The sequence below is a fragment of the Azospirillum tabaci genome (assembly GCF_014596085.1).
GTDB classification, from domain to species: domain Bacteria; phylum Pseudomonadota; class Alphaproteobacteria; order Azospirillales; family Azospirillaceae; genus Azospirillum; species Azospirillum tabaci.
The window spans coordinates 203077-229277 of the sequence record NZ_JACCJY010000004.1; the positions used below are offsets into that span (position 1 = coordinate 203077).

The 26201-nt window shown below is 68.4% G+C and carries 24 protein-coding genes and 1 tRNA gene; 13 read left to right on the plus strand and 12 right to left on the minus strand.

Annotation, left to right across the window (positions count from 1 at the left end):
* Position 1: 1 nt before the first annotated feature.
* Positions 2–1252, minus strand: a complete 1251-nt coding sequence (locus H0B54_RS07785; RefSeq protein WP_188259867.1) for a UbiH/UbiF/VisC/COQ6 family ubiquinone biosynthesis hydroxylase — start codon at positions 1250–1252, stop codon at positions 2–4.
* Positions 1253–1571: 319 nt separating this feature from the next.
* Here H0B54_RS07785 and glnK point away from each other — a divergent pair, with 319 nt between their 5' ends.
* From glnK to H0B54_RS07810, 5 genes are all read left to right on the plus strand, one after another.
* Positions 1572–1910, plus strand: coding sequence for a P-II family nitrogen regulator (gene glnK / locus H0B54_RS07790; RefSeq protein ID WP_035670687.1), 339 nt, complete (start codon positions 1572–1574; stop codon positions 1908–1910).
* A 351-nt stretch (positions 1911–2261) separates the two neighbouring features.
* Positions 2262–3494, plus strand: coding sequence for an aminotransferase class I/II-fold pyridoxal phosphate-dependent enzyme (locus tag H0B54_RS07795; protein WP_246472396.1), 1233 nt, complete (start codon positions 2262–2264; stop codon positions 3492–3494).
* A gap of 86 nt (positions 3495–3580) precedes the next feature.
* Complete coding sequence (locus tag H0B54_RS07800) at positions 3581–6103, plus strand: DNA translocase FtsK (protein ID WP_188259869.1); 2523 nt, start codon at positions 3581–3583, stop codon at positions 6101–6103.
* Positions 6104–6259: 156 nt separating this feature from the next.
* On the plus strand, positions 6260–6922 hold the full coding sequence (locus tag H0B54_RS07805) for a LolA family protein (RefSeq protein WP_188259870.1): 663 nt from the start codon (positions 6260–6262) through the stop codon (positions 6920–6922).
* Between the two features lie 150 nt (positions 6923–7072).
* Positions 7073–7693 carry an HdeD family acid-resistance protein gene (locus H0B54_RS07810; RefSeq protein ID WP_188259871.1) on the plus strand — a complete coding sequence of 207 codons (621 nt, stop codon included), beginning with the start codon at positions 7073–7075 and terminating at the stop codon, positions 7691–7693.
* Positions 7694–7697: 4 nt separating this feature from the next.
* Here H0B54_RS07810 and H0B54_RS07815 read toward each other — a convergent pair whose 3' ends face one another.
* A complete protein-coding gene (locus H0B54_RS07815; RefSeq protein WP_188259872.1) occupies positions 7698–9230 on the minus strand; it encodes a YifB family Mg chelatase-like AAA ATPase in 1533 nt (510 codons plus the stop codon).
* Between the two features lie 562 nt (positions 9231–9792).
* The gene (locus H0B54_RS07820; protein WP_188259873.1) at positions 9793–10347 is read right to left on the minus strand and encodes a hypothetical protein; all 555 of its coding nucleotides are present in this window, start codon (positions 10345–10347) and stop codon (positions 9793–9795) included.
* Between the two features lie 255 nt (positions 10348–10602).
* Here H0B54_RS07820 and H0B54_RS07825 point away from each other — a divergent pair, with 255 nt between their 5' ends.
* From H0B54_RS07825 to H0B54_RS07840, 4 genes are all read left to right on the plus strand, one after another.
* On the plus strand, positions 10603–11349 hold the full coding sequence (locus tag H0B54_RS07825) for a creatininase family protein (protein ID WP_188259874.1): 747 nt from the start codon (positions 10603–10605) through the stop codon (positions 11347–11349).
* A 100-nt stretch (positions 11350–11449) separates the two neighbouring features.
* On the plus strand, positions 11450–12961 hold the full coding sequence (locus tag H0B54_RS07830; protein ID WP_188259875.1) for an ABC transporter substrate-binding protein: 1512 nt from the start codon (positions 11450–11452) through the stop codon (positions 12959–12961).
* 40 nt (positions 12962–13001) lie between these two features.
* Positions 13002–13949, plus strand: coding sequence for an ABC transporter permease subunit (locus tag H0B54_RS07835; RefSeq protein WP_188259876.1), 948 nt, complete (start codon positions 13002–13004; stop codon positions 13947–13949).
* On the plus strand, positions 13946–14791 hold the full coding sequence (locus tag H0B54_RS07840) for an ABC transporter permease (RefSeq protein ID WP_246472397.1): 846 nt from the start codon (positions 13946–13948) through the stop codon (positions 14789–14791). Before H0B54_RS07835 ends, H0B54_RS07840 begins: the two co-directional genes overlap by 4 nt.
* Before the next feature lie 72 nt (positions 14792–14863).
* Here H0B54_RS07840 and gpt read toward each other — a convergent pair whose 3' ends face one another.
* Positions 14864–15364: a xanthine phosphoribosyltransferase gene (gene gpt, locus H0B54_RS07845; protein WP_094301294.1), complete on the minus strand. Its 501-nt coding sequence runs from the start codon at positions 15362–15364 to the stop codon at positions 14864–14866.
* Between the two features lie 170 nt (positions 15365–15534).
* Here gpt and H0B54_RS07850 point away from each other — a divergent pair.
* Positions 15535–15611: transfer RNA gene (locus H0B54_RS07850), tRNA-Arg, on the plus strand.
* Positions 15612–15688: 77 nt separating this feature from the next.
* Here the strand turns inward: H0B54_RS07850 and H0B54_RS07855 are convergent.
* On the minus strand, positions 15689–15868 hold the full coding sequence (locus tag H0B54_RS07855) for a hypothetical protein (RefSeq protein WP_094301293.1): 180 nt from the start codon (positions 15866–15868) through the stop codon (positions 15689–15691).
* Positions 15869–16525: 657 nt separating this feature from the next.
* On the opposite strand from H0B54_RS07855, the gene H0B54_RS07860 reads away from it, so the two are divergent.
* On the plus strand, positions 16526–17077 hold the full coding sequence (locus tag H0B54_RS07860) for a YgjV family protein (protein ID WP_188259878.1): 552 nt from the start codon (positions 16526–16528) through the stop codon (positions 17075–17077).
* Positions 17078–17134: 57 nt separating this feature from the next.
* On the opposite strand, the gene H0B54_RS07865 is transcribed toward H0B54_RS07860, so the two are convergent.
* Positions 17135–17650 (minus strand): YciE/YciF ferroxidase family protein, encoded by a 516-nt coding sequence (locus tag H0B54_RS07865; RefSeq protein ID WP_014239055.1) that lies wholly within the window; start codon positions 17648–17650, stop codon positions 17135–17137.
* A gap of 211 nt (positions 17651–17861) precedes the next feature.
* Between H0B54_RS07865 and H0B54_RS07870 the strand changes: the two genes are divergently transcribed.
* Entirely contained in the window at positions 17862–18308 is a 447-nt protein-coding gene (locus H0B54_RS07870; protein ID WP_246472398.1) for a PA2169 family four-helix-bundle protein, read from the plus strand.
* Between the two features lie 24 nt (positions 18309–18332).
* Here H0B54_RS07870 and H0B54_RS07875 read toward each other — a convergent pair whose 3' ends face one another.
* The 5 genes from H0B54_RS07875 to H0B54_RS07895 all read right to left on the minus strand — a co-directional run bounded on the left by H0B54_RS07875 (position 18333) and on the right by H0B54_RS07895 (position 22672).
* Positions 18333–18539: a DUF1289 domain-containing protein gene (locus H0B54_RS07875; protein WP_188259880.1), complete on the minus strand. Its 207-nt coding sequence runs from the start codon at positions 18537–18539 to the stop codon at positions 18333–18335.
* 99 nt (positions 18540–18638) lie between these two features.
* Positions 18639–19172, minus strand: a complete 534-nt coding sequence (locus H0B54_RS07880; RefSeq protein WP_188259881.1) for a ferritin-like domain-containing protein — start codon at positions 19170–19172, stop codon at positions 18639–18641.
* Positions 19169–20011, minus strand: coding sequence for a 2-oxoacid:ferredoxin oxidoreductase subunit beta (locus H0B54_RS07885; RefSeq protein ID WP_014239059.1), 843 nt, complete (start codon positions 20009–20011; stop codon positions 19169–19171). The genes H0B54_RS07880 and H0B54_RS07885 overlap by 4 nt, the downstream gene beginning before the upstream one ends.
* 20 nt (positions 20012–20031) lie before the next feature.
* The gene (locus H0B54_RS07890; protein ID WP_188259882.1) at positions 20032–21753 is read right to left on the minus strand and encodes a 2-oxoacid:acceptor oxidoreductase subunit alpha; all 1722 of its coding nucleotides are present in this window, start codon (positions 21751–21753) and stop codon (positions 20032–20034) included.
* Positions 21754–21979: 226 nt separating this feature from the next.
* Positions 21980–22672: a sulfite oxidase-like oxidoreductase gene (locus H0B54_RS07895; RefSeq protein ID WP_188259883.1), complete on the minus strand. Its 693-nt coding sequence runs from the start codon at positions 22670–22672 to the stop codon at positions 21980–21982.
* 338 nt (positions 22673–23010) lie between these two features.
* Here H0B54_RS07895 and H0B54_RS07900 point away from each other — a divergent pair, with 338 nt between their 5' ends.
* Positions 23011–24888: a sensor histidine kinase gene (locus H0B54_RS07900; RefSeq protein ID WP_188259884.1), complete on the plus strand. Its 1878-nt coding sequence runs from the start codon at positions 23011–23013 to the stop codon at positions 24886–24888.
* A gap of 136 nt (positions 24889–25024) precedes the next feature.
* Here the strand turns inward: H0B54_RS07900 and H0B54_RS07905 are convergent, their stop codons facing one another.
* A complete protein-coding gene (locus H0B54_RS07905; protein WP_188259885.1) occupies positions 25025–25588 on the minus strand; it encodes a DJ-1/PfpI family protein in 564 nt (187 codons plus the stop codon).
* Positions 25589–26201: the final 613 nt, after the last annotated feature.

Below are 26201 nucleotides of genomic sequence, written 5' to 3' on the forward strand. Positions count from 1 at the left end.
CTTACAGCGGCACGCCCTTGATCATCCGCGGCAGTTCGCCGACCACGCCCATCGCGTGCCGCATGAAGAAGCGCTTCAGCGGCGGCAGGCGATTGACCACGGCCATGCCGACGTCGCGGGCCAGCTTGATCGGCGGGATGTTGTTGGAGAACAGGTGCACCAGGCCGTCGCACACCGCGGCCAGCAGCACCGTGTCGAAGCGGCGCCAGCGCTGGAAGCGGGCCAGCACCTCCGGCGAGCCGACGTCCAGCCCCAGCCGGTGGGCGTCCACGATCACCTCGGCCAGGGCCGCCACGTCGCGCAGGCCCAGGTTCAGCCCCTGCCCGGCGATGGGATGGATGGCGTGGGCCGCCTCGCCGATCAGGGCCACGCGCTCGGCGATGAAACGCTCGGCCAGCAGCACCGACAGCGGCCAGGCGTCGCGCCGGGTCACCAGCTCGATGTCGCCCAGATAGCCGCCCGACCGCCGGGTCAGCTCGTCGATGAACTGGTCCTCCGGCAGCTTCAGGTACATGTCGACCAGCGACCGCTTTTCGCTCCACACGATGGAGGAGCGGTTCTCGGTCATCGGCAGCACGGCGAAGGGGCCGTTGGGCAGGAAATGCTCCACCGCCACGCCGTTGTGCGGCTCCGAATGGCGGATCGTGCAAATGATCGCGGTCTGGTCGTAGGCCCAGGTGCGCAGCTTGATCCCGGCGCTCTCCCGTGCCAGCGAGCGGCGCCCGTCGGCTCCGACGACCAGCCGCGCCTTGACCACCCGCCCGTCGGCCAGCGTCACCGTGGCGCCGGCGCGGGTGCGCTCGATCGACACGGCCTGGGCCGGGGCCAGATGGTTCAGGCCGGGCAGTTCCTTCGCGCGGGCGAACAGGGCGCGGCGCATGTCCTTGTTGTCGAGAATCCAGCCGAAGGGCTGGTTCTTGCCGTCCCAGGTCAGGTCCTTGTGGTCGTAATGGACGAACAGGGGCGAGAACTGGTCGGCCACCCGGATGTCCAGGATCGGGCCGGCGTAGGGCTCCATGTGCTTCCACACGCCCGCCCCCTCCAGCACCTTCATCGAGGCGTAGGCGACCGCCGTGGTGCGGATGTCGAAGTCGTCCCCCGCCTGCCGGTCCGGGCTGTCGCGGTCGATGCAGACCACCGGAACGCCCGCGGTGGCCAGCGCCGCCGCCATGCTGAGTCCGGCCAGTCCGCCGCCCAACACGACGACGTCGGTCGTGATCTCCTGCGCTGCGGTGGTGCCCGATTCGGTCATGATGGCGCTGCCCTTCGATCAGTGTAGACGGGTACGAACAATCGTTCCGCTTGGTCCGGATGTCCAGCGGCGCGGCGTCGCGGTCCCCGAATTGCGTAATTCTTGGGCATGACCTGCCCAATCGATCGGCGAAACAGCCAAAAACCGCTGAAAAGGGCCGATTCTGCAACCGGCACGATTTTTGAAGACATTGATTTTTATGGTCGAGGCGAACACGCTCGAGTCACGTTCGGAAAACCCGCCGCCACGGCGGGATCGGCCGAGGGGGGACCGGGCGACCGCAAGGGCCCGCAAACACGCATACCCAAGGGGAAGCCACATGAAACTGGTTATGGCCATCATCAAGCCGTTCAAGCTCGACGAAGTGCGCGAGGCGCTGACGTCGCTCGGGATTCAGGGCCTGACGGTGAGCGAGGTCAAGGGCTTCGGACGCCAGAAGGGTCAGACCGAGATCTACCGCGGCGCCGAGTATTCCGTGAGCTTCCTGCCCAAGGTGAAGGTCGAGGTCGCGGTGTCCGACGACCAGTACGAGCAGGTGGTCGAGGCGATCCAGAAGGCCGCCAACACCGGCCGCATCGGCGACGGCAAGATCTTCGTGCTGGACATCGCCCAGGCCGTGCGCATCCGCACCGGCGAGACCAACACCGAAGCTCTCTGAGGCGTCCTGGAGGAAGCGGACAGGGCGGGGCGTCACGGCCCGGCCCCTCCCGCAAGGGGCGACGGCACGTCCGCTTTTTCTTGCCGCAGGGCATCGATGATCTGCCCGGTGACTTGAGGCCGGGCGCGCCAGTCTTTCCACCGTGGCGTCAAGGCCGCCGGAACGGGCGGCGTATGCTTTCCCTTGACCGGGCCTTGTCCGGTTTTGTGCCCTTGTGCCGGGACTCCACCGCCGGTAGGATCGTTTCCGTTTCGTATCGGGCAGAGGCCCCCAGAGGCCCCTGACGGGCCGCGCCCCTCGGGGCCGGCCCGGCCTTTTCGGGCCGTCCTCATGGAAAGGATCTTCGGCGGCATGTCGCTCCCGGACCTCGGCACCTTCGCTCTCGTCAACGACCGGCTCGACCGGCTGTCCGACTACCCCTTCACCCGGCTGGCGGCCCTGCTGTCCGGGGTGACGCCGCGCGCCAACGCCGAGCCGATCATGATGTCGGTGGGTGAGCCGCAGCACCAGCCGCCGGCCATCATCGACGAGACGCTGCGCGCCAACGCCCATCTGTGGGGCAAGTATCCGCCGGTCGGCGGCACGCCGGAGTTCCGCGAGGCGGTGGGCGCCTGGCTGACCCGCCGCTACGCCCTGCCGGACGGTCTGTTCGACGCGGAGAGGTCCGTCCTGCCGGTGTCCGGCACGCGCGAGGCGCTGTTCCTGCTGGCCCTGCTGGCCGTGCCGCCGAGCAAGGCGGGCCGTCAGCCGGCGGTGCTGATGCCCAACCCCTTCTACGCGCCCTACGAGGGAGCGGCCCTGCTCGCCGGGGCCGAGCCGGTGTTCCTGCCCTCCACCCGCGAAACCGGCTTTCTGCCCGACCTCGACGCGCTGACGCCGGAGCTGCTGGAGCGCACGGCGCTGTTCTACCTCTGCACCCCGGCCAACCCGCAGGGGGCGGCGGCGGACGCTGCCTATCTGGAGCGGGCGATCGGGCTGGCGCGGCGCTACGGCTTCATCCTGGCGGTGGACGAGTGCTACGCCGAGATCTACCTGGACACGCCGCCGGTCGGCGCGCTCCAGGTGGCGTCGGGCCTCAACCATGACGGGAAGCCCTGGGCGAACATCCTGGTCTTCCATTCCCTGTCCAAGCGGTCGAGCGCCGCCGGGCTGCGGTCGGGCTTCGTGGCCGGCGATCCGGAGCTGATGTCCCGCTTCACCCGCCTGCGCAGCTACTCCAACGCCGGAATGCCGCTGCCGGTGCTGGCGGCCAGCGCCGCCCTGTGGCGGGACGAGGCGCATGTCGAGGAGAACCGCGCGCTCTACCGCGCCAAGTTCGACGCGGCGGAGGCTTCGCTGAAGGGGCGCTACGGCTACTACCGGCCGGACGGCGGCTTCTTCCTGTGGCTGGAGGTCGGCGACGGCGAGGAGGCGACGCGCCGCCTGTGGGCGGAGGGCGGCATCCGCGTTCTGCCCGGCGCCTATCTGACCCGCTGCAACCCCGGCGAGGCCAATCCCGGCGCTCCCTTCATCCGCATCGCGCTGGTGAACGACGCCGAGACGGTCGCCCACGCCTGCGCCACCATCGCCCGCATTCTGGGATAAGGGCCGCCCGTTTCGGCTCACGTCACCCCGGTCTTTCGCCCCGAAGGACGGGTCCGGTTCAGCACGTTCTTGAGGACCTTCTGCCCATGGCACGACCCGCAAGCCCCCGCAGCGGAAGCGGCAAAAGCGCCGGAGCGCGGCCCGCCGGAGCACGGCCGGAGAAGCCGCCCTTCTTCTCGCCCGCCACGCGCGCCTTCGTGGTGGCGCGGGCGCGCGAGCTGGCGGGCTTCGCGCTGGGCGTGGTCGGTCTGGTGCTGATGGTCATCCTGGGCAGCTACAACCCGGCCGACCCCTCGTGGAACGCGGTTCCGGCGGCGAACACCCACATCCACAACCTGTTCGGCCGATTCGGCGCCCATCTGGCCGACGTCCTGATCCAGTCGCTGGGCTGGGCCGCCTATTTGCTGGCTCTGGTGCCGATGATGTGGGGCTGGCGGCTCAGCCTGCAGAAGAGCATCCGCCACCCGCTGTTCCGCAGCGTGCTGGCGGTGTGGGGCGTGCTTCTGGTCGCCATGTTCCTGGCCGGGATGGGCGGCGGGGGCGAGGACCCGCTGAACGGCCATCCCGGCGGCAGCTTCGGCATCGTGCTGCTGGACGGGGTCAGCAAGCTGCTGTTCGGCGGCCCCGGCAATCCGCTGGTCGGCACCGTGGCCGGCGTGGCTGGCGGGCTGATCCTGTTCGTCGCCATGGGCCTGTCGATCCGCGAATGGGCGGCCAGCCTGCGCGAGACCGCCGCCGGCCTCGCCCGCCTCGGGCGGGGCGCGCGGGCCGGTGTGTCCTTCATGCGCGACAAGGGCGCGGAGGCCGCCCGCAACGCCGCCCGCCAGACCGGCGACCTGCTGCGCCGGGAGCCCAGCCTCGCCACCACGGACAAGAAGGCCGTCGAGCCGACGCTGGACGACGCGCCCGACGAGGAGAGCGCCGCCATCACCCTGCGCGCCGCGCCGCGCGGCCGCCTGTCCGATTCCATCAGCGTCGAACCGCGCGTGGAGGCCAAGACCCGCGCCGTTCCGGTGGTCACCCCGCCCACCGGCGGCAAGAAGGCCGCCGACCAGGGGCGCCCGTCCAAGCAGGCCGCCCTCAATCTGGAGGAGGCGGACGGCTACGAGCTGCCGCCGCTCGACCTGCTCCAGATCGTCCCGACCAGCGTGCGCGGTGAGAAGGTGGACGAGGCGGCGCTGCGCGAGAACGCGGTGAAGCTGGAAGGCGTGCTGTCCGACTTCGGCGTGCGCGGCGAGGTGCAGAAGGTCCATCCCGGCCCGGTCGTCACCCTCTACGAGCTGGAGCCGGCCCCCGGCACCAAGTCGTCCCGCGTCATCGGCCTGGCCGACGACATCGCCCGCTCGATGAGCGCGGTGTCGGTGCGCGTCGCCGTGGTGCCGGGCCGCAACGTCATCGGCATCGAACTGCCCAACGCCAAGCGCGAAACGGTGCTGCTGCGCGAGCTGCTGGCCGGCGACGTCTTCGACAAGACGGCGGGCAAGCTTCTGCTGGCGCTGGGCAAGGACATCGGCGGCCAGTCGGTGGTGGCCGACCTCGCCCGCTTCCCGCATCTGCTGGTCGCCGGCACGACGGGCTCGGGCAAGTCGGTGGCGATCAACACGATGATCCTGTCGCTGCTCTACCGTCTGCCGCCCGACCGCTGCCGCTTCATCATGATCGACCCCAAGATGCTGGAGCTGTCGGTCTATGAGGGCATCCCCCATCTGCTGACGCCGGTCGTCACCGACCCGAAGAAAGCGGTCGTCGCCCTGAAATGGACGGTGCGGGAGATGGAGGACCGCTACCGCAACATGTCCAAGCTGGGCGTGCGCAACATCGAGGGCTACAACGCCCGCCTGCGCGAGGCCCGCGCCGACGGCGAGCTGCTGACCCGCCGCGTCCAGACCGGCTTCGATCCCGACACCGGCAAGCCGATCTTCGAGGAGCAGCCGCTCGACCTGAAGGAGCTGCCCTACATCGTGGTCATCGTGGACGAGATGGCCGACCTGATGCTGGTCGCCGGCAAGGACATCGAGGCGGCGATCCAGCGGCTGGCCCAGATGGCGCGGGCCGCCGGCATCCACCTGATCATGGCGACGCAGCGCCCGTCGGTGGACGTCATCACCGGCACCATCAAGGCCAACTTCCCGACCCGCATCAGCTTCCAGGTCACCAGCAAGATCGACAGCCGCACCATCCTCGGCGAGCAGGGGGCGGAGCAGCTTCTCGGCCAGGGCGACATGCTCTACATGGCCGGCGGCGGCCGCATCACCCGCGTCCACGGCCCCTTCGTCGCCGACGGCGAGGTCGAGCAGGTGGTGAAGTTCCTCAAGACGCAGGGCGAGCCCAGCTACGTCGACGCCATCACCGAGGAGGACGACGAGGACGGCGCCTCCTTCGACGACGGGTCGGGAGCCGGCGGCGGGTCGGGCGACGACCTCTACGACAAGGCGGTGGCGGTGGTCTGCCGCGAGCGCAAGGCGTCGACCAGCTTCATCCAGCGGCAGCTCCGCATCGGCTACAACTCCGCCGCCCGCCTGATCGAGCGGATGGAGACCGAAGGCGTGGTCAGCAAGCCCAACCACGCCGGCAAGCGCGAGGTCCTGGCCCGCAACATCGAGGAGTGAGTAGGTGCTTGCCCCCACCCCGTCCCTCTCCCTCTGGGCGGGGGAGGGTTAGGGTGGGGGGCACCGTCAGCGGTGTGGCGAATGCGCTTTAATCCTTGGAACCACCGCCGCCGCGCCCCATTTCCGCCCGGAACGTCCGGTTACCTAGCAGGCATCATGAAGACCGTGTTCCGCCGCATCCTGGCCGCCGCCGCTCTCTCCGCTTCCGTTGCCGTGTCCGGCGCGTTTCCCGCGCCGACCCTGGCCGCGCCACGCGCCGCCGCCCTGTCCGCCCAGGACCAGACGCTGGTGTCCCAGGCGGAAAGCTACCTGAACGGCATCGGCACCCTGCAATCGAAGTTCGTGCAGGTCGCCCCGAACGGCCATCAGACCGCCGGCACCTTCTACCTCGCGCGTCCCGGCCGGATGCGGCTGGAGTACGACCCGCCGGTGAAGGACTTCGTCGTCGCCGACGGTGCCTTCATCTTCTATTGGGACGGGGAGATGCGGCAGCAGTCCAGCGCCCCCATCGGCAGCACGCTGGCCGACTTCATCCTGCGCAAGAACATCCGGCTGTCCGGGGACGTGACGGTGACCGGCGTCTATCAGGCGCCGGGGCTGGTGGAGATCAGCCTGACCGAGACCAAGGATCCCGGCAAGGGCACCCTGACGCTGGTCTTCGAGGACCGGCCCTTCCAGCTTCGCAAATGGCGGGTGCTGGACGCCCAGGGGCTGACCACCGAGGTGGCGCTGATGAACCCGCGCGAGGGCATGCAGTTCGACTCGAAGCTCTTCTACTTCATCGAACCCAGCAAGGGCGACTACGGTCGCAACAACTGACCTGCCCAACGAATTTGCACGGAAGTCGCGCGAATCCCGCCGCTGCAACAACCCGCCGCCGCAACGAAGTCCTCCTGATCCTGTTGCCGTGATGTATCGGACGCGTTCACCCGCGCCCGATGCACTCGAACGGATGAGGGGAGACGAGACATGGCAACGGAGGCGATGCACGAGGCCCGGCGGGTCCAGGGTATGAACGATCTGCTGGCGCGCAACTGGTGGGCGCTGGCGTTGCGCGGTGCCGCGGCGGTGATGCTCGGCCTGCTGGCTTTCCTTCTGCCGGGGGCAACGGTCGCCACCCTGGCGGTTCTGCTCGCGGCCTACCTGCTGATGGACGGGCTGTTCGCCATCGTCGGCGGCGTCCGCGCCGCCCAGGCGCAGGAGCGCAGCCTGCCTTTCATCCTCGACGGCGTGGTCAGTCTGGTGGCGGGCGCCGTGGCCCTGCTGTGGCCGGAGGCGAGCCTGTTCGCGCTGATCTTCGTGATCGCTGCCTGGTCGGTCATCACCGGCTTCGCCAAGATCATGACGGCGTGGCGCATGCACCGCACCCACGGCAAATGGGCCTGGGGCCTGGCCGGCGCCCTGTCGGTTCTGTTCGGCTTCGGCATGTGGGTCCTGCCGTCGCTGGGCCTGCTGGCCGTGGCGCTGGGTGTCGGCAGCTATCTGATCGCCTATGGCGCGCTGGCCATCATCACCGCCTTCCGCCTGCGCCGTTGCCTGCACAACCGGAATCATCATTCCAACCACGGCAACGCCGTGGCGGCGGAGTAAACCTTCATCGTCCGGGGGCGATGCGGCGGTAGCCGAGCGCCTCCGCGATGTGCGGGCGGCGCACGCCGCCCCCGCCGTCCAGATCGGCCAACGTGCGGGCGACGCGCATGACGCGGTGATAGCCGCGGGCGGACAGCTTCAGCCGCTCCGCCGCCTCGGTCAGCAGGGCGCGGCCCGGTTGGTCGGGGGCGGCGGCCTTTTCCAGAAGCTCGCCGTCCGCCTCGGCGTTGGTGCGCACCGCCCGGCCCTCGGGAAAGGGGCCGAAACCGGCGTAACGCTCCGCCTGGACGGCGCGGGCCAGCGCCACGCGGGCGGCCACGTCGGCGCTGCCCTCGGCGGGCGGCGGCAGGCTGAGGTCGGCGGGGCTGACGGCGGGCACGTCGATGTGCAGGTCGATGCGGTCGAACAGCGGTCCGCTGATCTTCGACTGGTAGTCGGCGGCGCATTTCGGCGCGCGGGCGCAGGCCAGCGACGGGTCGTCGAGATGGCCGCAGCGGCAGGGGTTCATCGCCGCGATCAACTGCACCCGCGCTGGGTAGGTGACGTGGTGGTTCGCCCGGCTGACCACCGCCTTGCCGGTTTCCAGCGGCTGGCGCAGCGCCTCCAGGGTTCCACGCGGAAATTCAGGAAACTCGTCCAGGAACAGCACGCCCTTGTGGGCCAGGGAAATCTCGCCGGGCTTGGCGCGCGAGCCGCCGCCGACCAGGGCGGGCAGGCTGGCCGACTGGTGCGGCGATCGGTAGGGGCGCTGGCGCAGCAGCCGGCCGCCTTCCAGCAGCCCGGCGACGCTGTGGATCATCGACACCTCCAACGCCTCCGCCGGGTCGAGCGGCGGCAGCAGGCCCGGCAGCCTCGCCGCCAGCATCGACTTGCCGGAGCCGGGCGGCCCGATCATCAGCAAATTGTGTGATCCGGCGGCGGCGACCTCCAGGGCGCGCTTGGCCGTCTCGTTGCCCTTCACGTCGCGCAGGTCGAGCGGTGCCTCGGCGCTCTCCTGGATGCGCGGACGGGGGCGGGTCAGCACCTGCTGGCCGCGGAAATGGTTGATGAGGGCGAGCAGCGTGGCGGGCGCCAACACGTCCAGCCCCTCGCCCGCCCAAGCGGCCTCGCCGCCGCAGGCCTCCGGGCAGATCAGCCCGCGGTCGTGGGCCAGCGCGTTGATCGCCGCCGGCAGCACTCCGGCAACCGGGGTCAGCGCCCCGTCCAGCGCCAGTTCGCCCAGCGCGCAATAGCGGCTCATCTCCAGATCGGGCAGCACGCCCATGACGGTCAGCAGGGCGAGCGCGATGGGCAGGTCGAAATGGCTGCCCTCCTTCAGCACGTCCGCCGGAGCGAGGTTGACGGTGATTCGCTTGGCCGGCAGGGCGAGGCCGAGCGCGTGCAGCGCCGCCCGCACCCGTTCCCGGCTCTCGGCCACCGCCTTGTCGGGCAAGCCGACCACGGTGAAGGCGACGATGCCGCCGGACATCTGCACCTGAACGTCGATGTCCAGAACCTCGATGCCCTGGAACGCAACCGTGTTGATCCGCGCAACCATGTCAGACGCCATGCTTTGAGAAATGCACGCGAGTGTATGAAAGCTTCCGGAAACATGCTAGCGCGACGGGTGTGCTTATGGCGCTGCTGCACCCAAAGTCAGTGTGTTTCGGCCGGACGTCTGGAGAGTTGGCCGCTGCTTCGCAGTCAGGCAGGAATCCGGTCCAAGGGCACCGGCGTAGCTTATCCGCGCCCAATCAAATGTCTTCACCGCTGCGACGTCTTCGCCGTGAAAGTACACCAGTCCCCAAGTGCTCTCGTCGAACGGCTTGCAGAATCCATCGCCGCCCCAACCGTCACAGTAGGGTCCGACCGCGCACACCCGGTCCCATCGGACCGCCGTCAACAGTGTTGCGTCAACCGGTCCGTTGATTGACGCACGCTTGTGTAGCTTTTCCACCTCGGACGGGAGAAGAAGAAAGGCGGCCAGCCCGACCAGGCCGGCAACCGGTACCAGCAAGGCAAGTCCAACGCGAGCCCACGGAAAGGAAAGCGAATTCGTGTTGCGCCATCCATCCATGCTCTGATTCCCGGAATATCCTGGAGGTGCGATCGCATGACGTTCATTCGGCTTTCCCGTTCGCCGTGTCCGATGCGATGTGCCAAAGCAAATTCGGGACATGGATCTTCAGAACGCGCCGAAGGTCTTTTCCCGATGCGGTGGAGCCGACGCTGCTGAGCCTCAGATGACGCCGTGTGTAGGCGCTGGCAAGACTTGGCCGAAGATGATTCCTGCCGGTCTCCGCGACCTTCAATATGTATGTGGTCGGAACATCCGGCGTGCTCAACGCCATCCCGTGGTCGGCGGATGAAATGTTCTCCCAGGGCACCGGCTGCATGGTCTGTCCATAAATGAACAACCCGTTTTTGTTCGCTTTGATCGTCGGCCCCTTGTGGAACAGAAAGGATATGATTTCCGCCGATCCAATGATAGAAACGATGATTATGATAACACCCAACCATGCACCGAGTGCCAAAATCTCGGACACCTTGAACAGATAAAGCCCCCAAGTGGCTGCAAGAACGTGCAATGACAGAGCAAATATTTGCCATCGCCATGAAGCGTAGGCGACGAGTACGTCATCGTCGCTTGCGGCGGTTTTCGACTTGGCGTCCATGTCGTTGACCTTTGGGTTCCGGTTGGGCCGGGTGGTGTGGGAATGGTCGATGTGATGTGCTGATATGGTGAATTGCTCAACCCCGGATGCCGCGTGATTGTAGGACGAAGCGGAGTACACCTCAACGCTGTATGGCGCAGGGGGAATTCCACGCGATCCGGCTTCGCAGCCGGGAGCGCCGGCAACGGACTTTTGGGAAGCCAACCGATCTGCCCTATCTTTGGCGGAGAACACACCGAACAAGGAACCGGGACCGTGCAACTTCTTCTCAGCACCTGGGCCGAGGCCGAGGCCTATCTGAAGACGTCCAAGGGCATCATCATGCCCATCGGCTCCACCGAGCAGCATGGGCCGAACGGCCTGATCGGCACCGACGCCATCTGTGCCGAGGTCGTGGCCCGCGGCGTCGGCGACGCCACCGGGGCCATGGTCGGGCCGACCATCCCGGTGGGCATGGCCGTGCACCACATGGACTTTGCCGGCTCCATGACGCTGAAGCCCTCCACCCTGATCGCCCTGTTGCGCGACTACGTGATGTCGCTGGCCGAGCATGGGTTCGAGCGCTTCTTCTTCGTCAACGGCCATGGCGGCAACGTCGCGTCGGTCCGCGCCGCCTTCTACGAGATCTACGCGGAGAACCGCGCCCTGCGCGGCCGGCAGGCGCCGGAGCTGCGCTGCACCCTGGTCAACTGGTGGGAGAACCAGGAGATCGGCCGCCTGTCGCGGGAGCTGTTCGGCGGCAAGGAGGGCTCCCACGCCACGCCCAGCGAGGTCTCGCTGACCCAGTACGCCTATCCCGAGTCGATCAAGACGGCGGCGATGGACCCGGAGACCGCGTCGCCCGGCGGCTTCTACGACGCCCGCGACTTCCGGCGCCGCCACCCGGACGGGCGCATCGGCTCCGCCCCCGGCCTCGCCTCGCCGGAGCATGGCAAGCGGCTGTTCGAGACGGCGGTGGAGGCGATTTCCCGCCAGTACGGCGCCTTCCTGGCGGAGGCCTGAGCGGAAAAGCGAGCGGAAAAGCCTGCTTGCGGCCTTGAACTCGGGCGGGGCTTCACCGCATCATCCCGCGCCGAGACAACGATTGGGGGAAACAGCCGTCATGCCGAACCGCCAGAGGCGCGCCGCGCTCGCCATCACCATGGGAGCGGTTCTCGGGCTGGCCGGTGCGCTGGCCGCCGGTCCGGTCCTCGCGCAGGCTGCCCTCCGGACCGACTTGGTGGTCGGGATGCGGCTGGAGCCGCCGCACCTCGACCCCACGGCGGGCGCGGCGGCGGCGATCGACGAGGTGACCTATGCCAACCTGTTCGAGCCGCTGACCCGCATTGACGCCGAAGGCAAGGTGGTGCCGGGCCTCGCCGAAAAATGGGAGGTGTCAGCGGACGGGCTGACCTACACCTTCCACCTGCGCAAGGGAGCGAAGTTCCACGACGGCACGGACGCCGATTCGGCGGACGTCAAGTTCTCGCTCGACCGCGCGCGTGGCGCCGAGTCGGTCAACGCGCAGAAGGGCTATTTCGCCGCCATTGCCGGGGTCGAGGCGCCGGACGCGCGGACCGTGGTGGTCACCCTGTCGCGGCCGGACGGGCTGTTCCTCTTCCACATGGCGTCGGGCGACGCCGCCATCGTTGCGCCGGAGTCGGCGGGCGCCAACAAGCAGACCCCGGTCGGCACCGGCCCCTTCAAGTTCGAGCGCTGGGTGGCCGGCGACCGGGTGGTGCTGGTGCGCAACCCCGACTATGACGGGGCGAAGCCGGCGCTGGAGCGCGTGACCTTCCGCTTCATCAGCGACCCGGCGGCCCAGGTCGCCGCGCTGAAGGCCGGCGACATCGACAGCTTCCCGCAGTTCGACACCTACGAGGCGCTGCCCCAGTTCCGCGACGACGGGGCCTTCACCGTCATGGTCGGCACGACGGAGGGGGAGACGATCCTCGGCACCAACAACGCCCGCAAGCCCTTCGACGACCTGCGGGTCCGCCGGGCCATGGCCCACGCCATCGACCGCAAGACGCTGATCGATGGGGTGCTGTTCGGCAATGGTGCTGCCATCGGCAGCCACTTTCCGCCGCACCGCGCCGGCTATGTCGACCTGACCGGCCTCTACCCCTACGACCCGGACAAAACCAAGGCGCTGCTCGCCGAGGCCGGCCTTCCGGACGGGTTCGAGACGACGCTGCGTCTGCCGCCGCCGATCTACGCCCGCCGCTCCGGCGAGCTGATCGCCGCCATGCTGGCCGAGGTCGGCATCCGCGTGAAGGTCGAGCCGATGGAATGGGCGCCCTGGCTGGAGCAGGTGTTCAAGGGCAAGGATTACGACCTGACCCTGATCGCCCACACCGAGCCGCTGGACATCGACATCTACGGGCGCCCCGACTACTACTTCAACTACCGCAGCGAGCGCTTCAACGCCGTGGGGGCGGAACTGGACCGCACTCAGGACAGTGCCAAGCGCAACGCCCTTTACGGCGAGCAGCAGCGTATCCTGGCCGAGGACGCGGTAAACGGCTTTCTCTTCATGCTGCCTTCGGCCACTGTGCAGAAGTCGGCGGTGCAGGGCATGTGGGTCAACCGCCCGATCCAGGCCAACGACGTGACGGGCGTCCGGTGGAAGTGATCCGGCGCGGCCGGGCCGGACCCAGCGGGGGCTGACCCGCGTGCTCGCCTTTCTGGTGCGCCGTCTGCTGACCCTGGCGCTGACGGCGTGGCTGGCCACGCTGGTGGTCTTCGCCGTGCTGGAGGCGATCCCGGGCGACCCCGCCCTGGTGATGCTGGGCACCAGCGCGCAGCCCGAGGCGGTGGCGGCCCTGCGCGCCCAGATGGGGCTCGACCGGCCCTGGCCCGTCCGCTACGCCGGCTGGGTCGGCGGCATGCTTCATGGGGATTTCGGGACCAGCCTGACCTACGCGCGCCCGGTCGCCGGGCTGGTCGCCGACCGGCTGGCCATCACCCTGCCGCTGGCCGGGCTGGCGCTGCTCCTCTCGGCGGGAATCGCCATTCCGCTCGGCCTGTTCGCCGCTGGGCGGCAGGGGCGGGCGGGGGACTGGGCGGTCATGGCCTTCGGGCAGATGGGCATCGCGGTGCCCGGCTTCTGGTTCGCCATCCTGTTGATTCTGCTGTTTTCCGTGCGGCTGGGCTGGTTCTCCGCCGGCGGTTTTCCGGGGTGGGAGGCCGGGGCGGGGCCGGCGCTGAAGGCGCTGCTGCTGCCCGCCGTGGCGCTGGCCCTGCCGGAGGCGGCGATCCTGGCGCGCATCACCCGAACCGCAGCGCTCGACACGCTGCGCGAGGAGTATGTGCGCACGGCGGTCGCCAAGGGCCTGCCGCGCCGGGTGGTCCTGCGGCGCCATGTGCTGCCGAACGCGCTCATTCCGGTGGCGACCATCCTCGGCCTGCAATTCTCCTTCCTCGTCGCCGGGGCGGTGGTGGTGGAGAACGTCTTCACCCTGCCGGGGCTGGGCCGCCTGCTCTATCAGGCCATCGGCCAGCACGACCTGATCGTGGTGCAGAGCGTCGTCGTGCTGCTGGCGGTGACGGTGGTGGCGGTCAACGCCCTGGTCGACATCGCCTGCGCCGCCATCGACCCGCGCCCGCGGGTGCAGGCATGACAGGGTTCATGAAACGGCTGCGGCGCCTGCCGGTCAGCCTGCTGCTGGGCGGGCTGCTCACCGCGCTGGTGGTGGGGGCGGCGCTGCTGTCGCTGGTCTGGACGCCCTTTCCGGCGGAGCAGGTTCGGGTGGTCGCCCGGCTGCGCCCGCCGGGGCCGGTCCATTGGCTGGGCACCGACCATTTCGGGCGGGATGCGCTGTCGATGATCCTGGTCGGCGCCCGCAACTCGCTGGCCGTCGGGGCGGCGGCGGTGGCGCTGGGCGCCCTGCTGGGTGTGCCGCTGGGGCTGGCCGCCTCGGCCTGGGGGCGCTGGGGGGACGAGGCGGTGGCCCGGCTGGGCGACCTGCTGTTCGCCTTTCCCGCGGTGCTGACCGCGATCCTGCTGACGGCGGCGCTGGGGGCGGGGGCGGTGAACGTCGTGCTGGCGCTCGGCCTGTTCAACGCCGCGGTCTTCGCGCGGGTGGCGCGCGGGGCGGCGCTGGCCGTCTGGCGGCGGGACTTCGTGCGCGCCGCGCTGGCGCTGGGGCGGGGGCCGCTGTCGGTGACGCTGGTGCATGTGCTGCCCAACATCGCCGGGGTGGTGATCGTCCAAGGGACGGTGCTGTTCGCCGTGGCGGTGCTGAACGAGGCGGCGCTGAGTTATCTGGGGCTGGGCATCCAGCCGCCCTCGCCCTCCTGGGGCAAGATGCTGGGCGACGCCCAGACCTTCCTGTTCACCGCCCCCCTTCAGGCAATCTTTCCGGGGGCGGCCATCGCGGTGACGGTTCTGGGGCTGAACCTGCTGGGCGACGGGCTGCGCGACGCGCTCGACCCGCGCCACCGCTCGGCGGGGCTGCTGTAGAGTTGACACAAGACGGTTGGGCTTGTGTCAACTGGCATGGCGTCCCCTCTCCCCAGAGGGGAGAGGGAAATTTCAAGCGCCGCGGTGCTGCTTGGCGATCGGCTGGGAGAATTGCAGCTCGATGTCCCAGGGGAAGTGAATCCAGGTGTCCTGGCTCACCTCGGTGATGAAGGTGTCGACCAGCGGACGGCCCAGCGGCTTGGCGTAGACGGTGGCGAAATGCGCCTTGGGCAGCATCTTGCGCACGATCACCGCGGTTTTGCCGGTGTCGACCAGATCGTCGATGATCAGCCAGCCTTCGCCTTCCCCGGCGTTGGCGCCCTCCACGCCCTTCAGCACCATCGCCTCGCGCTGGTTCTGGTGGTCGTAGCTGGAGACGCAGACGGTGTCGATCATGCGCAGCTCCAGCTCGCGCGCGATGATCGCCGCCGGGACGAGACCGCCGCGGGTGATGGCGATGATGCCCTTCCAGGGACCCTTGTCGATCAGGCGCCAGGCCAACGCCTTGGCGTTGCGGTGAAGCTCCTCCCACGACACCGGGAAGTGCTTGTTGAACGGAACGGCTTCTGGCACGGCTATGGACTCCGAAAGAAACGTGCGCCGCTTATACCGCAAGCCCCAGCGCCGGGCAATCGACCGCGTGAAAAGGCGAAAAAAGGTCTTGCAGCCCGGAATCCTTTTGAGTAAGTTGCGCGCCTCGACGACGGACGGTTACCGCCGCCGCCGGGAAGACAAACAGGAATGCGCCCGTAGCTCAGCTGGATAGAGCACCAGACTACGAATCTGGGGGTCAGGAGTTCGAATCTCTTCGGGCGCGCCATTCCTTCCAGTCTGCACAAGAAAGCCGCCCTAGGGCGGCTTTTGTGCTTTCTGGTGTTTGCCTCACTGGCGTTCGCCTCAGCGGCTTTTCTTTTTCCGTGCCGTGCGCTTCGCCTTGGGCGGTTTGGTCATGGCGTTGAACAGGGCGGTCTGGTTGCGCCGGGCGGCGGCGTTGAACACGCCGCTCCAGAAACCGATCGCCTGGCTGGCCGACCGGTTGGCCATGGACAGCCAGAGGCTTTGCGGTGTCCCCTTCATGCTTTCCCCCTTTGGAAGCCCTGCCGATGGATCTCGGCCAGGGGTCAACAGCGCGGCGCGGTCAAACTCCCGCAACGATTGCGCGGCGATGGCGCACCCGCGTCCAGGACATGGTCAGGCCGACCCGTTCGGCGCAGCCATAGTGCCAGGGGCGATTGTCGGCATCGCCGGCCCAATGCGGTTCCCCGGCCCGCAACGGTTTCCCGCAATGGCAACAGGTGGGTGGTGCGGGAAGACGTGCGGCGTCCCGTTTCGTCAGCTGGGTCATAGGGCATCTCATCCAGAGCGTCTTATTCCAGAGGCGTCTCAGGCACGGCGTTTCGGGAAGGCACGGCGTCGAGAGCGTGTGTTTTTGAGCGTGTCATCTTGCGGTGCGAAGAATGACCGCCCGGCCGTTCCAGGGAAACGTCGCAAAGGTGAAATGCCCATGGGGTGCCCCCGACCACAGGGGTATGCCCATGGTCAGGCCATAGGTCGCGAGATCGTTGGTATTAAACGCTTTTTGCCCTTATCGCGAATCGGCCCGGCGGGGCGGCGCGCCCACTCTTGATCACACCCCGATTCACAGCCGGTTAACCATCCGCGCCTAGCGTCCGCCCCCTTCGCCGCGGCTTTTTGCTGCGGCGCAGCATTTTTCGAAGGGTGAAGGCGTTATCCATGGTTTTCCTGTTGCACTACCTGCCGTCCCTGTCGCTGGTCGCGGTGAGCGGGCTTGCCGGTCTGGCGTTGGGCGTCCTGTCCACGCTGCTGCAGGACCGGCGGGCGATCCTGACCGCGCAGGCCGGAGCCGGCGTGCTGTTCGTCCTCCACTTCTTCGCTCTGGGTGCCCATACGGGCATGCTGATGTGCGCGCTCGGCCTCGTGCAGATGGCCGCCGCCTATCCGGAACGGCGGCCGCGCTGGCTGGGCGTCCTGTTCGCCCTGACCGTGCCTGCGGCGCTGGCCGTCGCGGCGGCGACGTGGCAGGGACCGATGTCCGCCCTGTCGGCGGCGGGCTTCGTCCTGGGCACGATTGGGCGCTGGCAGAGCACGGTCGGGCGGATGCGGCTGTTCTTCCTGTCCTCGACGGTGGTCGGAGCCGGCCACAACGCTCTTGCCGGCTCGGCCTTCGGGCTGGCGTCGGACGCGATGACCCTGTCGGGCCATCTGCTCAGCCTGTGGCGCGCCCGCCCGGCGGTTCGCCGGCGGTCGGTGCTGGCTCTGCATTGACGGATGGAAACCGCGCCGGGGACGATGCCCCGGCGCGGCGTTGGGGATGTGTTGGGATCAGCGCTTCGCCTCGGCGGTGCCGGCGGTCTCACGGCGTTCCAGATAGGTCTTGGTGAGCTGCGGCAGGCGCTGTTCCAGCCACGCCGCCATTTCCAGCTCCTCGTCCAGGCTCGGCTGGAGCATGCGGGCGATCTCCGGCTCCCCGGCCTGCTCCGCGGCGGAAATTAGGGCGCGGTAGTTGGCGATCTCGAAATGCTCGAAGGAATAGTCGAAGATCGACGCCTTCACGATTTCATCGGACGCCACGACACCGGACAGCGACTGGGCGTTGCCGATCAGCATGGCGACGCCGGTCTTGATGGCCGAGGTGTCGGTGCCCAGACGCTGCAGGCACTGCTTCAGCCGGTCGGCCTGCCGGTTCGACACCTCGATGTGCTCCTGCACCTTGGCGAGGACGTCCGGGTAGTTCTTGATGCGCTCCGCCTGCCGCTCCAGCATCTCGACGGCTTGGCTTTCCATGGCATGGGCGTCGCGGAGCCAGTCGATCAGGGTTTCCTTGGTGGTGTTGGCCACAGGTCCTCTCCCTCGTTGCGTTATCGGACAGTCCGTTGGGGATGGACCGACAACAGGCGGGGCGGCGGTTCGTCACCATCGGACGACGCAGCCTGACCAACCGGAGCACCCTTCGGATGCATCAAGGAACCTTCACCGGAGCGGGAGGTTTTCCAAGCGGATGGGCAGCCTGCCAGGGGAGGGAGAGGCCATGTCGGCAAATGAACCGGCCATGATGGGAAAAGACCAGATCGTCGACACCCTCAACGATCTGATCCGCATCGTCGAGGACAGCCACGAAGCCTACCGCCAGGCTGCGGGAGCCTTGGAAGACGAGGATCTGAAGGCCCTGTTCAACGATCTGGCGGCCCAGCGCGGCGCCATCGTGCGCGAGGTGCAGCGCCTCGTCGCCGAACAGGGCGGGGCGCCGGACATGGGCGGCACCGTGATGGGCGGCGCGCACCGCTTCTTCCTGGAACTCAAGAACAACGTGCTGGGCCAGGACCGCGAGGCGATCCTGGCCGAGGTGCAGCGCGGCGAGGGCGAATGCGTCCGCGCCTATGAGGAGGCGCTGGCCAAGGAACTGCCCCTGCCGATCACTGCGGTGGCGGTGCAGCATCTCGACCGCATCCGCGCCGACCGCGACCGCATGACCCTGCTGCGCGGCGCCGCGGCCTGACGAAAGACACCGATCGAGGAACGGTCACTCCGCGGCGGCGGCCCGCCGGTTTTCCAGATCGGCCAGCAGGGCGCGCTTCTGACCGGCGTCCATGTGCTTCCAGCCGCGGATTTCCTCCAGAGTGCGCAGGCAGCCGATGCAATAGGCGCGGTCGGCAGTCAGCTTGCACACGCTGACGCAGGGGGACTGGACGAGGACGGCGGGCGCGGTGTCGGGGATTCCGGTGGTCATTACCAAAGGCCAAAAGGAAACGGGACGGCGCTGGGCCGTCCCGTCCTTACCATCCGGTAGCGTCCGGTCTCAATCCTAAAGGCCTTTTGCCCAATCGTTTCAGTCGGAAATGTTGGGCGGGTCTGGATCGTCCGACCAGTCGTCCTTCGGGGCCGGGTAGCGCTCCAGCCATTTGCGGACCAGGGCGACGTGGCCGGCCTCCTCCTCCGCGAACTCGCGGGCGAGGCGGGCGACCTCCGGGTCCTTCGTCTCGGCGGCGACCGAGGCGTAGTAGTTGTTGCCCTGATGCTCGCTCAGCAGCGCCATCTTCAGCGCGTGGTGCGGCTTCATCAGGTAATGGGCGTTCTCGAAGGCCGCGGACTCCGGGGACTCGGTGGTGGCGTCCCACTGGAACTCCCAGGGGGCGACCTTGGGCAGCGGGCCGTGCTCCCGGGCGATCTGCTTCACCTCCTCGGCGTGCTTGCCCGAATAGGTGGCCAGATCGCGGAACAGCTTGGCGACCTCCACATTGTTGTGGGCCTCCATGCTGTCGGCCAGCTCGGTGTAGCGCTCCGCCGCCTCGATCTCCAGCGCCAGCGCGTGGGCGAGGAACAGGCCGACGTTGGCGGCCCCGTTCAGCACTTTCGTCTTCATACCGCGAACCCCTCTTCGATCTGGGCGATGCTGCGGGTGGCCGCCGATTCCGGCTGGAACGGACGGCGGTTGCCGGCGAGGAAGATGCCGAGGCCGAACCCGTCGTCCTCAAGGACGGCGCGCATCGCCTCGTTCGGGTCGTCCGTCGGCTCGCGGCCGTAGGGATGGACCGTGCTCTTCCAATTGCGCTGCTCGGGGCGGAAGGTGACGCAGGGGGACAGGATGTGGATGACCGAGAAGCCGGGGTGCCGCACGCCCTCCACGATCAGGCGCGCGACCTCGTTCGGGTTGTTGGAGAAGCCGCGGGCGACGAAGTTCGCGCCGCAGGCCAGAGCCAGCGCGACCGGCTGGATCGGGTTGACGCCCGGCCCTTCCGGGGTCAGCTTCGATTCGCACCAGTCCGCCTCGGTGGTCGGCGAAGCCTGGCCCTTGGTCATGCCGTAGACCTGGTTGTCCATGACGATGTAGGTCATGTCGACGTTGCGGCGGCAGGCGTGCAGGAAGTGGTTGCCGCCGATCGAGAAGCCGTCGCCGTCGCCGCCGAAGATCAGCACGTTCAGCTCCGGCCGGGCCAGCTTCACGCCGGACGCCACGGCCAGCGAGCGGCCGTGCACCGTGTGGTAGCCGTAGACGCTGGTGTAGGCGGGGATGCGCGACGAGCAGCCGATGCCCGACACCACGACAGTGTCGTGGCGCTCCAGCCCCATGGTCGCCATGGCGCGGGTGATGCCGGCCAGCACGGAATAGTCGCCGCAGCCGGGGCACCAGATGGGCTTCACGTCGGATTTGTAGTCGCCGGGCAGCGGGCCCACGACATCGTCGGTCAGATGGGTATCCATGGATTTCGTGCTCCGGCCGGTCAGATCAGGGAAAGAAGCGTCTCGTGCACCTCGCGGGCGCGGATCGGCAACGGGCCGGGGCGGCTGAACACCGACACCGCGCCCGGCAGGTCGTAATGCCCACGCAGGAACTTGTGGAACTGGGCGCCGTGCGTCTGCTCGACGACCAGGACCTTGGTGACGCCCTCCAGCGCCGCGGCCAGCTTGGCCGGCTGGACCGGGGAGATCAGGCGGATGGCGACCAGCCGGGCCTTGGTGCCGGCGGCCTCCAGCCGGCGCACCGCCTCGCGCGACGGGCCGGTGGCGGAGCCCCAGGTGACGACGGCGATCTCGCCCTCGCCCTCGACGTCGGCCCAGGCGTCGCCGTAGTCGTAGCTGGTCAGCTTGCGCAGCCGCTTGTCGAGCTGCTTCTGGTGATCGGACGCCTGCGAGGAGGGCAGGGCGTTCTCCGCATGCTCCAGACCGTCGGCGGTGTGCTCGCCACCCGGCATGCCGGGGATGGCGGCGGGGGAGACGCCCGATTCGGTGTTGGCGTAGCGCTTGTACTTGCCCTCGCCGCCGAGGTCGGTGGCGAGCAGCCGGTTGGCCTTGTGGGGGGCGTCGGCCGGCTTGTCGACGATGGCGCGGGACTGGCCCATCGCCTGGTCGGACAGCACGATGGCCGGGGTCTGCAGCGCCTCGGCCAGATGCACCGCCCACTGGGTGGTGAACAGGCAGTCGGCGATGGAGGTCGGGCCAACCACCAGATGCGGGGCGTCGCCGTGCAGGCCGTAGACGGCGATGTTCAGGTCGGACTGTTCGGACTTGGTCGGGATGCCGGTGGAGGGGCCGCCGCGCTGCACGTCGACGATCACCACCGGGGTTTCGGAGGCCACACCCAGGCCGATGCATTCGGTCATCAGCGACAGGCCGGGGCCGGCGGTCGCGGTGATCGAAGGCACGCCGCTGAAGGAGGCGCCCAGGCACATGGCGATGGAGGCCAGCTCATCCTCCGCCTGGACCAGCTTGCCGCCGGTCTTGGCAAGGTTGGGGGCCAGCCATTCCAGGATCTCGGTGGCGGGGGTGATCGGGTAGGCGGCGCAGAACTTCACCCCGCCCTTCAGCGCGCCCAGCCCGGCGGCCTCGTTGCCGGAGATGTTCCAGCGGACGGCGCCGTCCTTGTTGGGGGCGGCCAGCTCCAGGCCGAGGTTCCAGCCGGCGGCCTCCTTGGACCCGGCGTCGATGCCGGCGTTGGACGCCTGGATGGCGGCGTCGCCCTTCTTGCCCAGCGCCTTCTGGATCACCGCGTCGATCCCGGCGCGCGGCAGGCCGACGATCGCCATGACGGCGCCCAGGCCCACCATGTTGACGCGCCCGCCGGGGATGCGCCCGGCCAGTTCCTTGATCGGCAGCTCGACCTGTTTGGCGCCGCTGGCGGCCAGGACCGCGGGCACCTCGCCCTGGCTGGGGTCGGTGATGATGACGCTCTTCTCCGACAGGGGAAGCTCGGCCGCGAAGCGCTCCACATTCTGCCAGTCGAAGGCGATGATGATGTCGAAACGGTCCCCCGGACCATGAACGGGTGTCGGCGACAGGCGAACGAGGGCGGCGGCCTCGCCACCACGGATCTGCGGGCCGGTCGACCGCGACATCAATCCGTACCATCCCACGTTGGCGGCGGCATCCAGCAGCATCTGTCCGGCGGTCATCGCGCCGGCGCCACCGCTGCCCACCAGGGCAATCGTGACCGAGTCCACTGTCATTGGTTAATCCCTTGCGTCCGAATGTGAGTCGCCCGACCTCCGTACGGCTACGTCAGCATTGCGGAACAGGGGAATGATCTGGCGCAAATCGGACGAAAGACGTCACGATTTTACGAAGTCGCGCCATGGACTGGTCCGGCCAAAACTTGTCCGTTAACCGGCCATCCCTTTGCGCCGATTGTTGCCGGGATTGTTTCTGGACCGGAATGGCAAGCGCCTTTGCGGGTTACTCGCTGTAGCGTTCTTCCCGCCAGGGGTCGGCGTCATTGTGATAACCGCGGACCTCCCAATAGCCGCGGCGATCCTCCGCCAGAAACTCGATTCGCTTCACCCATTTGGCGCTCTTCCAGAAATAGAGCTTCGGCACGACGACTCGGACGGGGCCGCCATGGTCGCGGCTGATCGGCTGGCCCTCCCAGCCGGTGGCGAGCAGCGCGTCCTCCGCCGCGAAGGCCTCCAGCGGCAGGTTGGTGGTGTAGCCGTCCGAGGAGTGGCAGAGGACGAAGCGCGCCTCCGGCCGCGGCTGGACGACCGACAGCAGATGCCGCGTGGACACCCCGTCCCATTGGTTGTCGTAGCGCGACCAGGTGGTGACGCAATGGATGTCGGAGACGACGCGCTCCCGCGGTTGAGCCTGAAGATCGCTCCAGGTCCAGGTGACGGGGTTGTCGACCAGCCCGTCCACCGCCAGGGTCCAGTTCGCCTCGCTCACCCGCGGCAGGATGCCGAGATCGAGCACCGGCCAAGTCTCCACCAAGCGCTGGCCCGGCGGCAGGCGGTCGCGCGACGGGTCGGCGGTCTCCCCGGTCAGGCCCCGGCCCTCCCGCGCCCATTGCTCCTTGGTGGCGATCAGCTTGTCACGGATTTGGCCGTCCTGCGGGATGTCCTGAGGGCCGTTTTGAGGGATGTCGTCCGCCATGGGAGTCCTCCGAAGGGGTGGATCGGCAGCGATGTCTCTGGTGAGCGCTATGGATTTATGCACGGATGGGCGCCGCTGTCAGCGCCGCCGCCATGGTTTCTTGCGGTGCGAAAGGCAGATCCGCTGCGCCTCCGTTCCATTTCCGCGGTTGGAGCGGAAATAGACGGTTCGGACGATTGCCCTGGCTCTGTTCACGCCCTGCCTTGCTCTGATAGCATGTCCGCTATGCACTACCTGCCATGTTGCCGCTCATGACCAACGCCTTGCCCGTCGCCCCGCACTCTGATGCGGTGCCTTCCGGGCTGGACAAAGCCGGGCTGGATAAGGCTGGTTTGGACATGGCTCGGGAGGATGTGGCTGGACTGGCGTGGCTGGACGCGCTCGCCACGCCGCTGTGGCTGCTCCATCCCGATGGCCTGACCTTTTGGCTGAACGCTGCCGCCCGCGCGCTGAGCGGCTTGGAGCGCGACGCGCCTGCCGCCGCCGTCCGGGTCACCCTGTCCAGCCGATTCCCCGCTGCACTCCAGCAGGCCGCAGCGGGGCGGACGGTGGAAGCGCGGGCGACCATCCACGCCCCCCTGACTTTGCCGTTTGAGGTGGATCTCCGGCTGGTTCCGGCGCCGCGTCCGAGTGGGCTGGTCCTGGCTGAAGCCCCCGCCGACAGCGGCGCCCGGCAGGAGATGATGCGGCTGAACGAGCAGCTCATCGCGCTGTCCTACGCCTATCCCGACATCCGCTTCGAACTGCTGCGCGACGGCACCATCCTCGACTTCGCCGCCGCCAGCCCCGGCGACCTGAACGTGCCCGCCGAGCGCTTCCTGGCGCACCGGGTGCAGGAGGTGCTGCCCGATCCTGCCGCCGGGATGCTGGCTGCGGCGCTCGGCCGGCTGAACGAGGGGCAGACGGTCATCGGCCTGGACTTCTCCCTGCCGCCGCCTCCTGGTCAGGCGGGGGCCATCAAATTCTTCGAGGCGCGGCTGGTCGCGCTGCCTGACAGCGACCGCGTGATGTGCAGCATCCGCAACGTCACGGAGCGGGTGGAGGCGGAAGGCGCGGCCCGGCGCGCCCATCACCTGCTGTCCGACGCCATCGAATGCATCACCGAGGGCTTCGTGCTGTACGACGCCCAGGACCGGTTGGTGCTGTGCAACGGACGTTACCGGGAGTTGTTCTCCGCCAACACCGACCTCATCACGCCGGGTGCCAGCTTCGAGGAGGTGTTGCGCGGCGGGGTCGAGCGGGGCGTCTATCGGGTGCCGCACGGCGATCTGGAGGGCTGGATCGCGCGGCGCATCGAGCAGCACCGCAGCGCCGGCCCGCCCATGGAGATGCAACTCCACGACGGGCGCTGGATTCGCATTGAGGAATGGCGGACCTACGAGGGCGGCACCGTCGGCATCCGCGCCGACATCACCGACCTCAAAGCCCGCGAGGCCGAGCTGAGCGCCGCCCGCGACGAGGCCGAACAGGCCAACCAGCGCAAGTCCGATTACGTCCACCATCTGAGCCACGAGCTGCGCACGCCGTTGAACGCCGTGCTCGGCTTCGCCCAGATCATCCATGACGAGATGATGGGGCCGAACAACCCGCGCTACCGCGACTACGCCGGGCAGATCGCGGCGGCCGGCGTCTACATGCTGGACCTCATCAACAACCTTCTCGACCTCGCGCGGATCGAGGCGGGGCGGATGGACCTGCACGAGGAGGCCTGCAGCCTTTCCCTGCTGGTCGACCTGACCTTCGGCATGATGCAGCCGCGGGCGCGCGAGGCGGCGGTGGCGCTGTGCATGGAGATTCCCGACGATCTGCCGAGCCTGCACGCCGACGCCTCGCAGATCCGCCAGATGCTGACCAACCTGATCGGCAACGCCATCAAATTCTCGCCGCCCAAGGACGGGTGCGTGCGGGTGCGGGCGGAGCGGACGGAGGACGGCGGCATCGCGCTGACCGTCGCCGACAACGGCATCGGCATGCGGCCCGAACAAATACCGGTGGCGCTGGACGCCTTCGGGCAGGTCCATGGCCGAAACCAGGGCCACAACCAGGGCCGCGACCGGACGGCGGAGCGCGGCTCCGGCCTGGGGCTGCCGCTGACCCGCGCGCTCATCGCGCTGCACGGCGGCACCTTCCACATCGACAGCCGGGTCGGGGCGGGGACGACCGTGCGCCTGACCTTCCCGCCCTGCCGGGTCGGCGGGGCGATGCAACGCCTCTGAAAGCCGGAAACGACCCCCAAAACGCGCACCCCAAAACGCGCAACGGCCGCGCGCGCTGGAAGCGCGGCGGCCGTGAACTCACAAGACGAAACCCGCAGGAAAGACGGGCAGCCTGTCGAGGCGCGCTGGCTTGGCCTCAGGCGGCCTTGCGGACAGCGGCGGCCTCGGAGAAGACCTTGACGACCTGCTCGACGAAGGCGGCCAACTCGTCATGGCCCAGCGCCGTGATGGTCACGTTGTCCACCACCAGGGCCTCGTCGCTGATCTTGCCGCCGGCGGCTTCCAGATCGGCGCGGACGGCCTCGGGGGCGGCCAGCGTGCGGCCCTTCAGCTTGCCCGGGATGGCCAGGAGCTGGATGCCCTGGTCGATCGCGGCGATCGGCTTGCCGGCGTCCAGGAAATGGCCGACGATGCGGCGGGTGTGGGCGCTCTGCTGGAGCTTGGTGACGCTGCGCTCGCCACCCGGCAGCAGCAGCATGTCATAGTCGGCACCCAGAACCTCGCCGACCTGCTTGTCCACCGGGAAGTAATGGCCCCAGGACTTGCCGTGCCAGCCGTTCACCAGACCCTGCTCGGGCGAAATCGTACGAAGAGTAGCGCCGGTCTTGAGGAGAGCCCGTTGCGGCTCCGTCATCTCCAGTTCCTCAAAGCCGTTGGCGACGAGAATGGCAATGCTCTTTCCTGCGAGGGGTTGATCCATACTGTCTTGTCCTTTCATCGTTCAACCAGTGTGCGCGGGCCATCACCGAGGAATGCGCCGTCGGGGAAAAGAAACGGCGCACGCCGCGCAAGGTCTTGCGCGGCGATGGGACCCGCAGCCGGCCCTCGTCACGTGAGGTCCGGCGGGGGGGCGGTCACGCCCCTGATCGGTTTGTGGTGAGCATGGAACACAAGTGGCGGCAACGAGGTCCCAAGTCAATGGCTTATTCCGCACTGCAACGCAGCTTCCCCACCGCAGGGCAGGGCAACCGACGCGGCAATTTCGCGGTCGCGCTCAAGACTTAATCACGATTTCCCGAGTATGACGGTTGGGGTGGCGCAGGTCAGCCATGCCGTCATGGCGCGGCTGTGACAAGGAGGGGGCGCAAAAAAACGGCCGGGGGTCGCCCCCGGCCGTTCGAAGTCAATAGCGTCAGCCGTTCGAAGAGATCCGGCTCGCACACCGGATCGGGAACCACCGGTCACCGGGACGGCGGGCCGAAGCCAACCGTCCGAGGATCGGCGCAAACCGGTCATACGGCCCGAGCCGGGGAGGCTGCCGCGATGGGCGGCCGTATGACCCTTTCACACTTTGCGGGGGCAAAGTGCTGTCT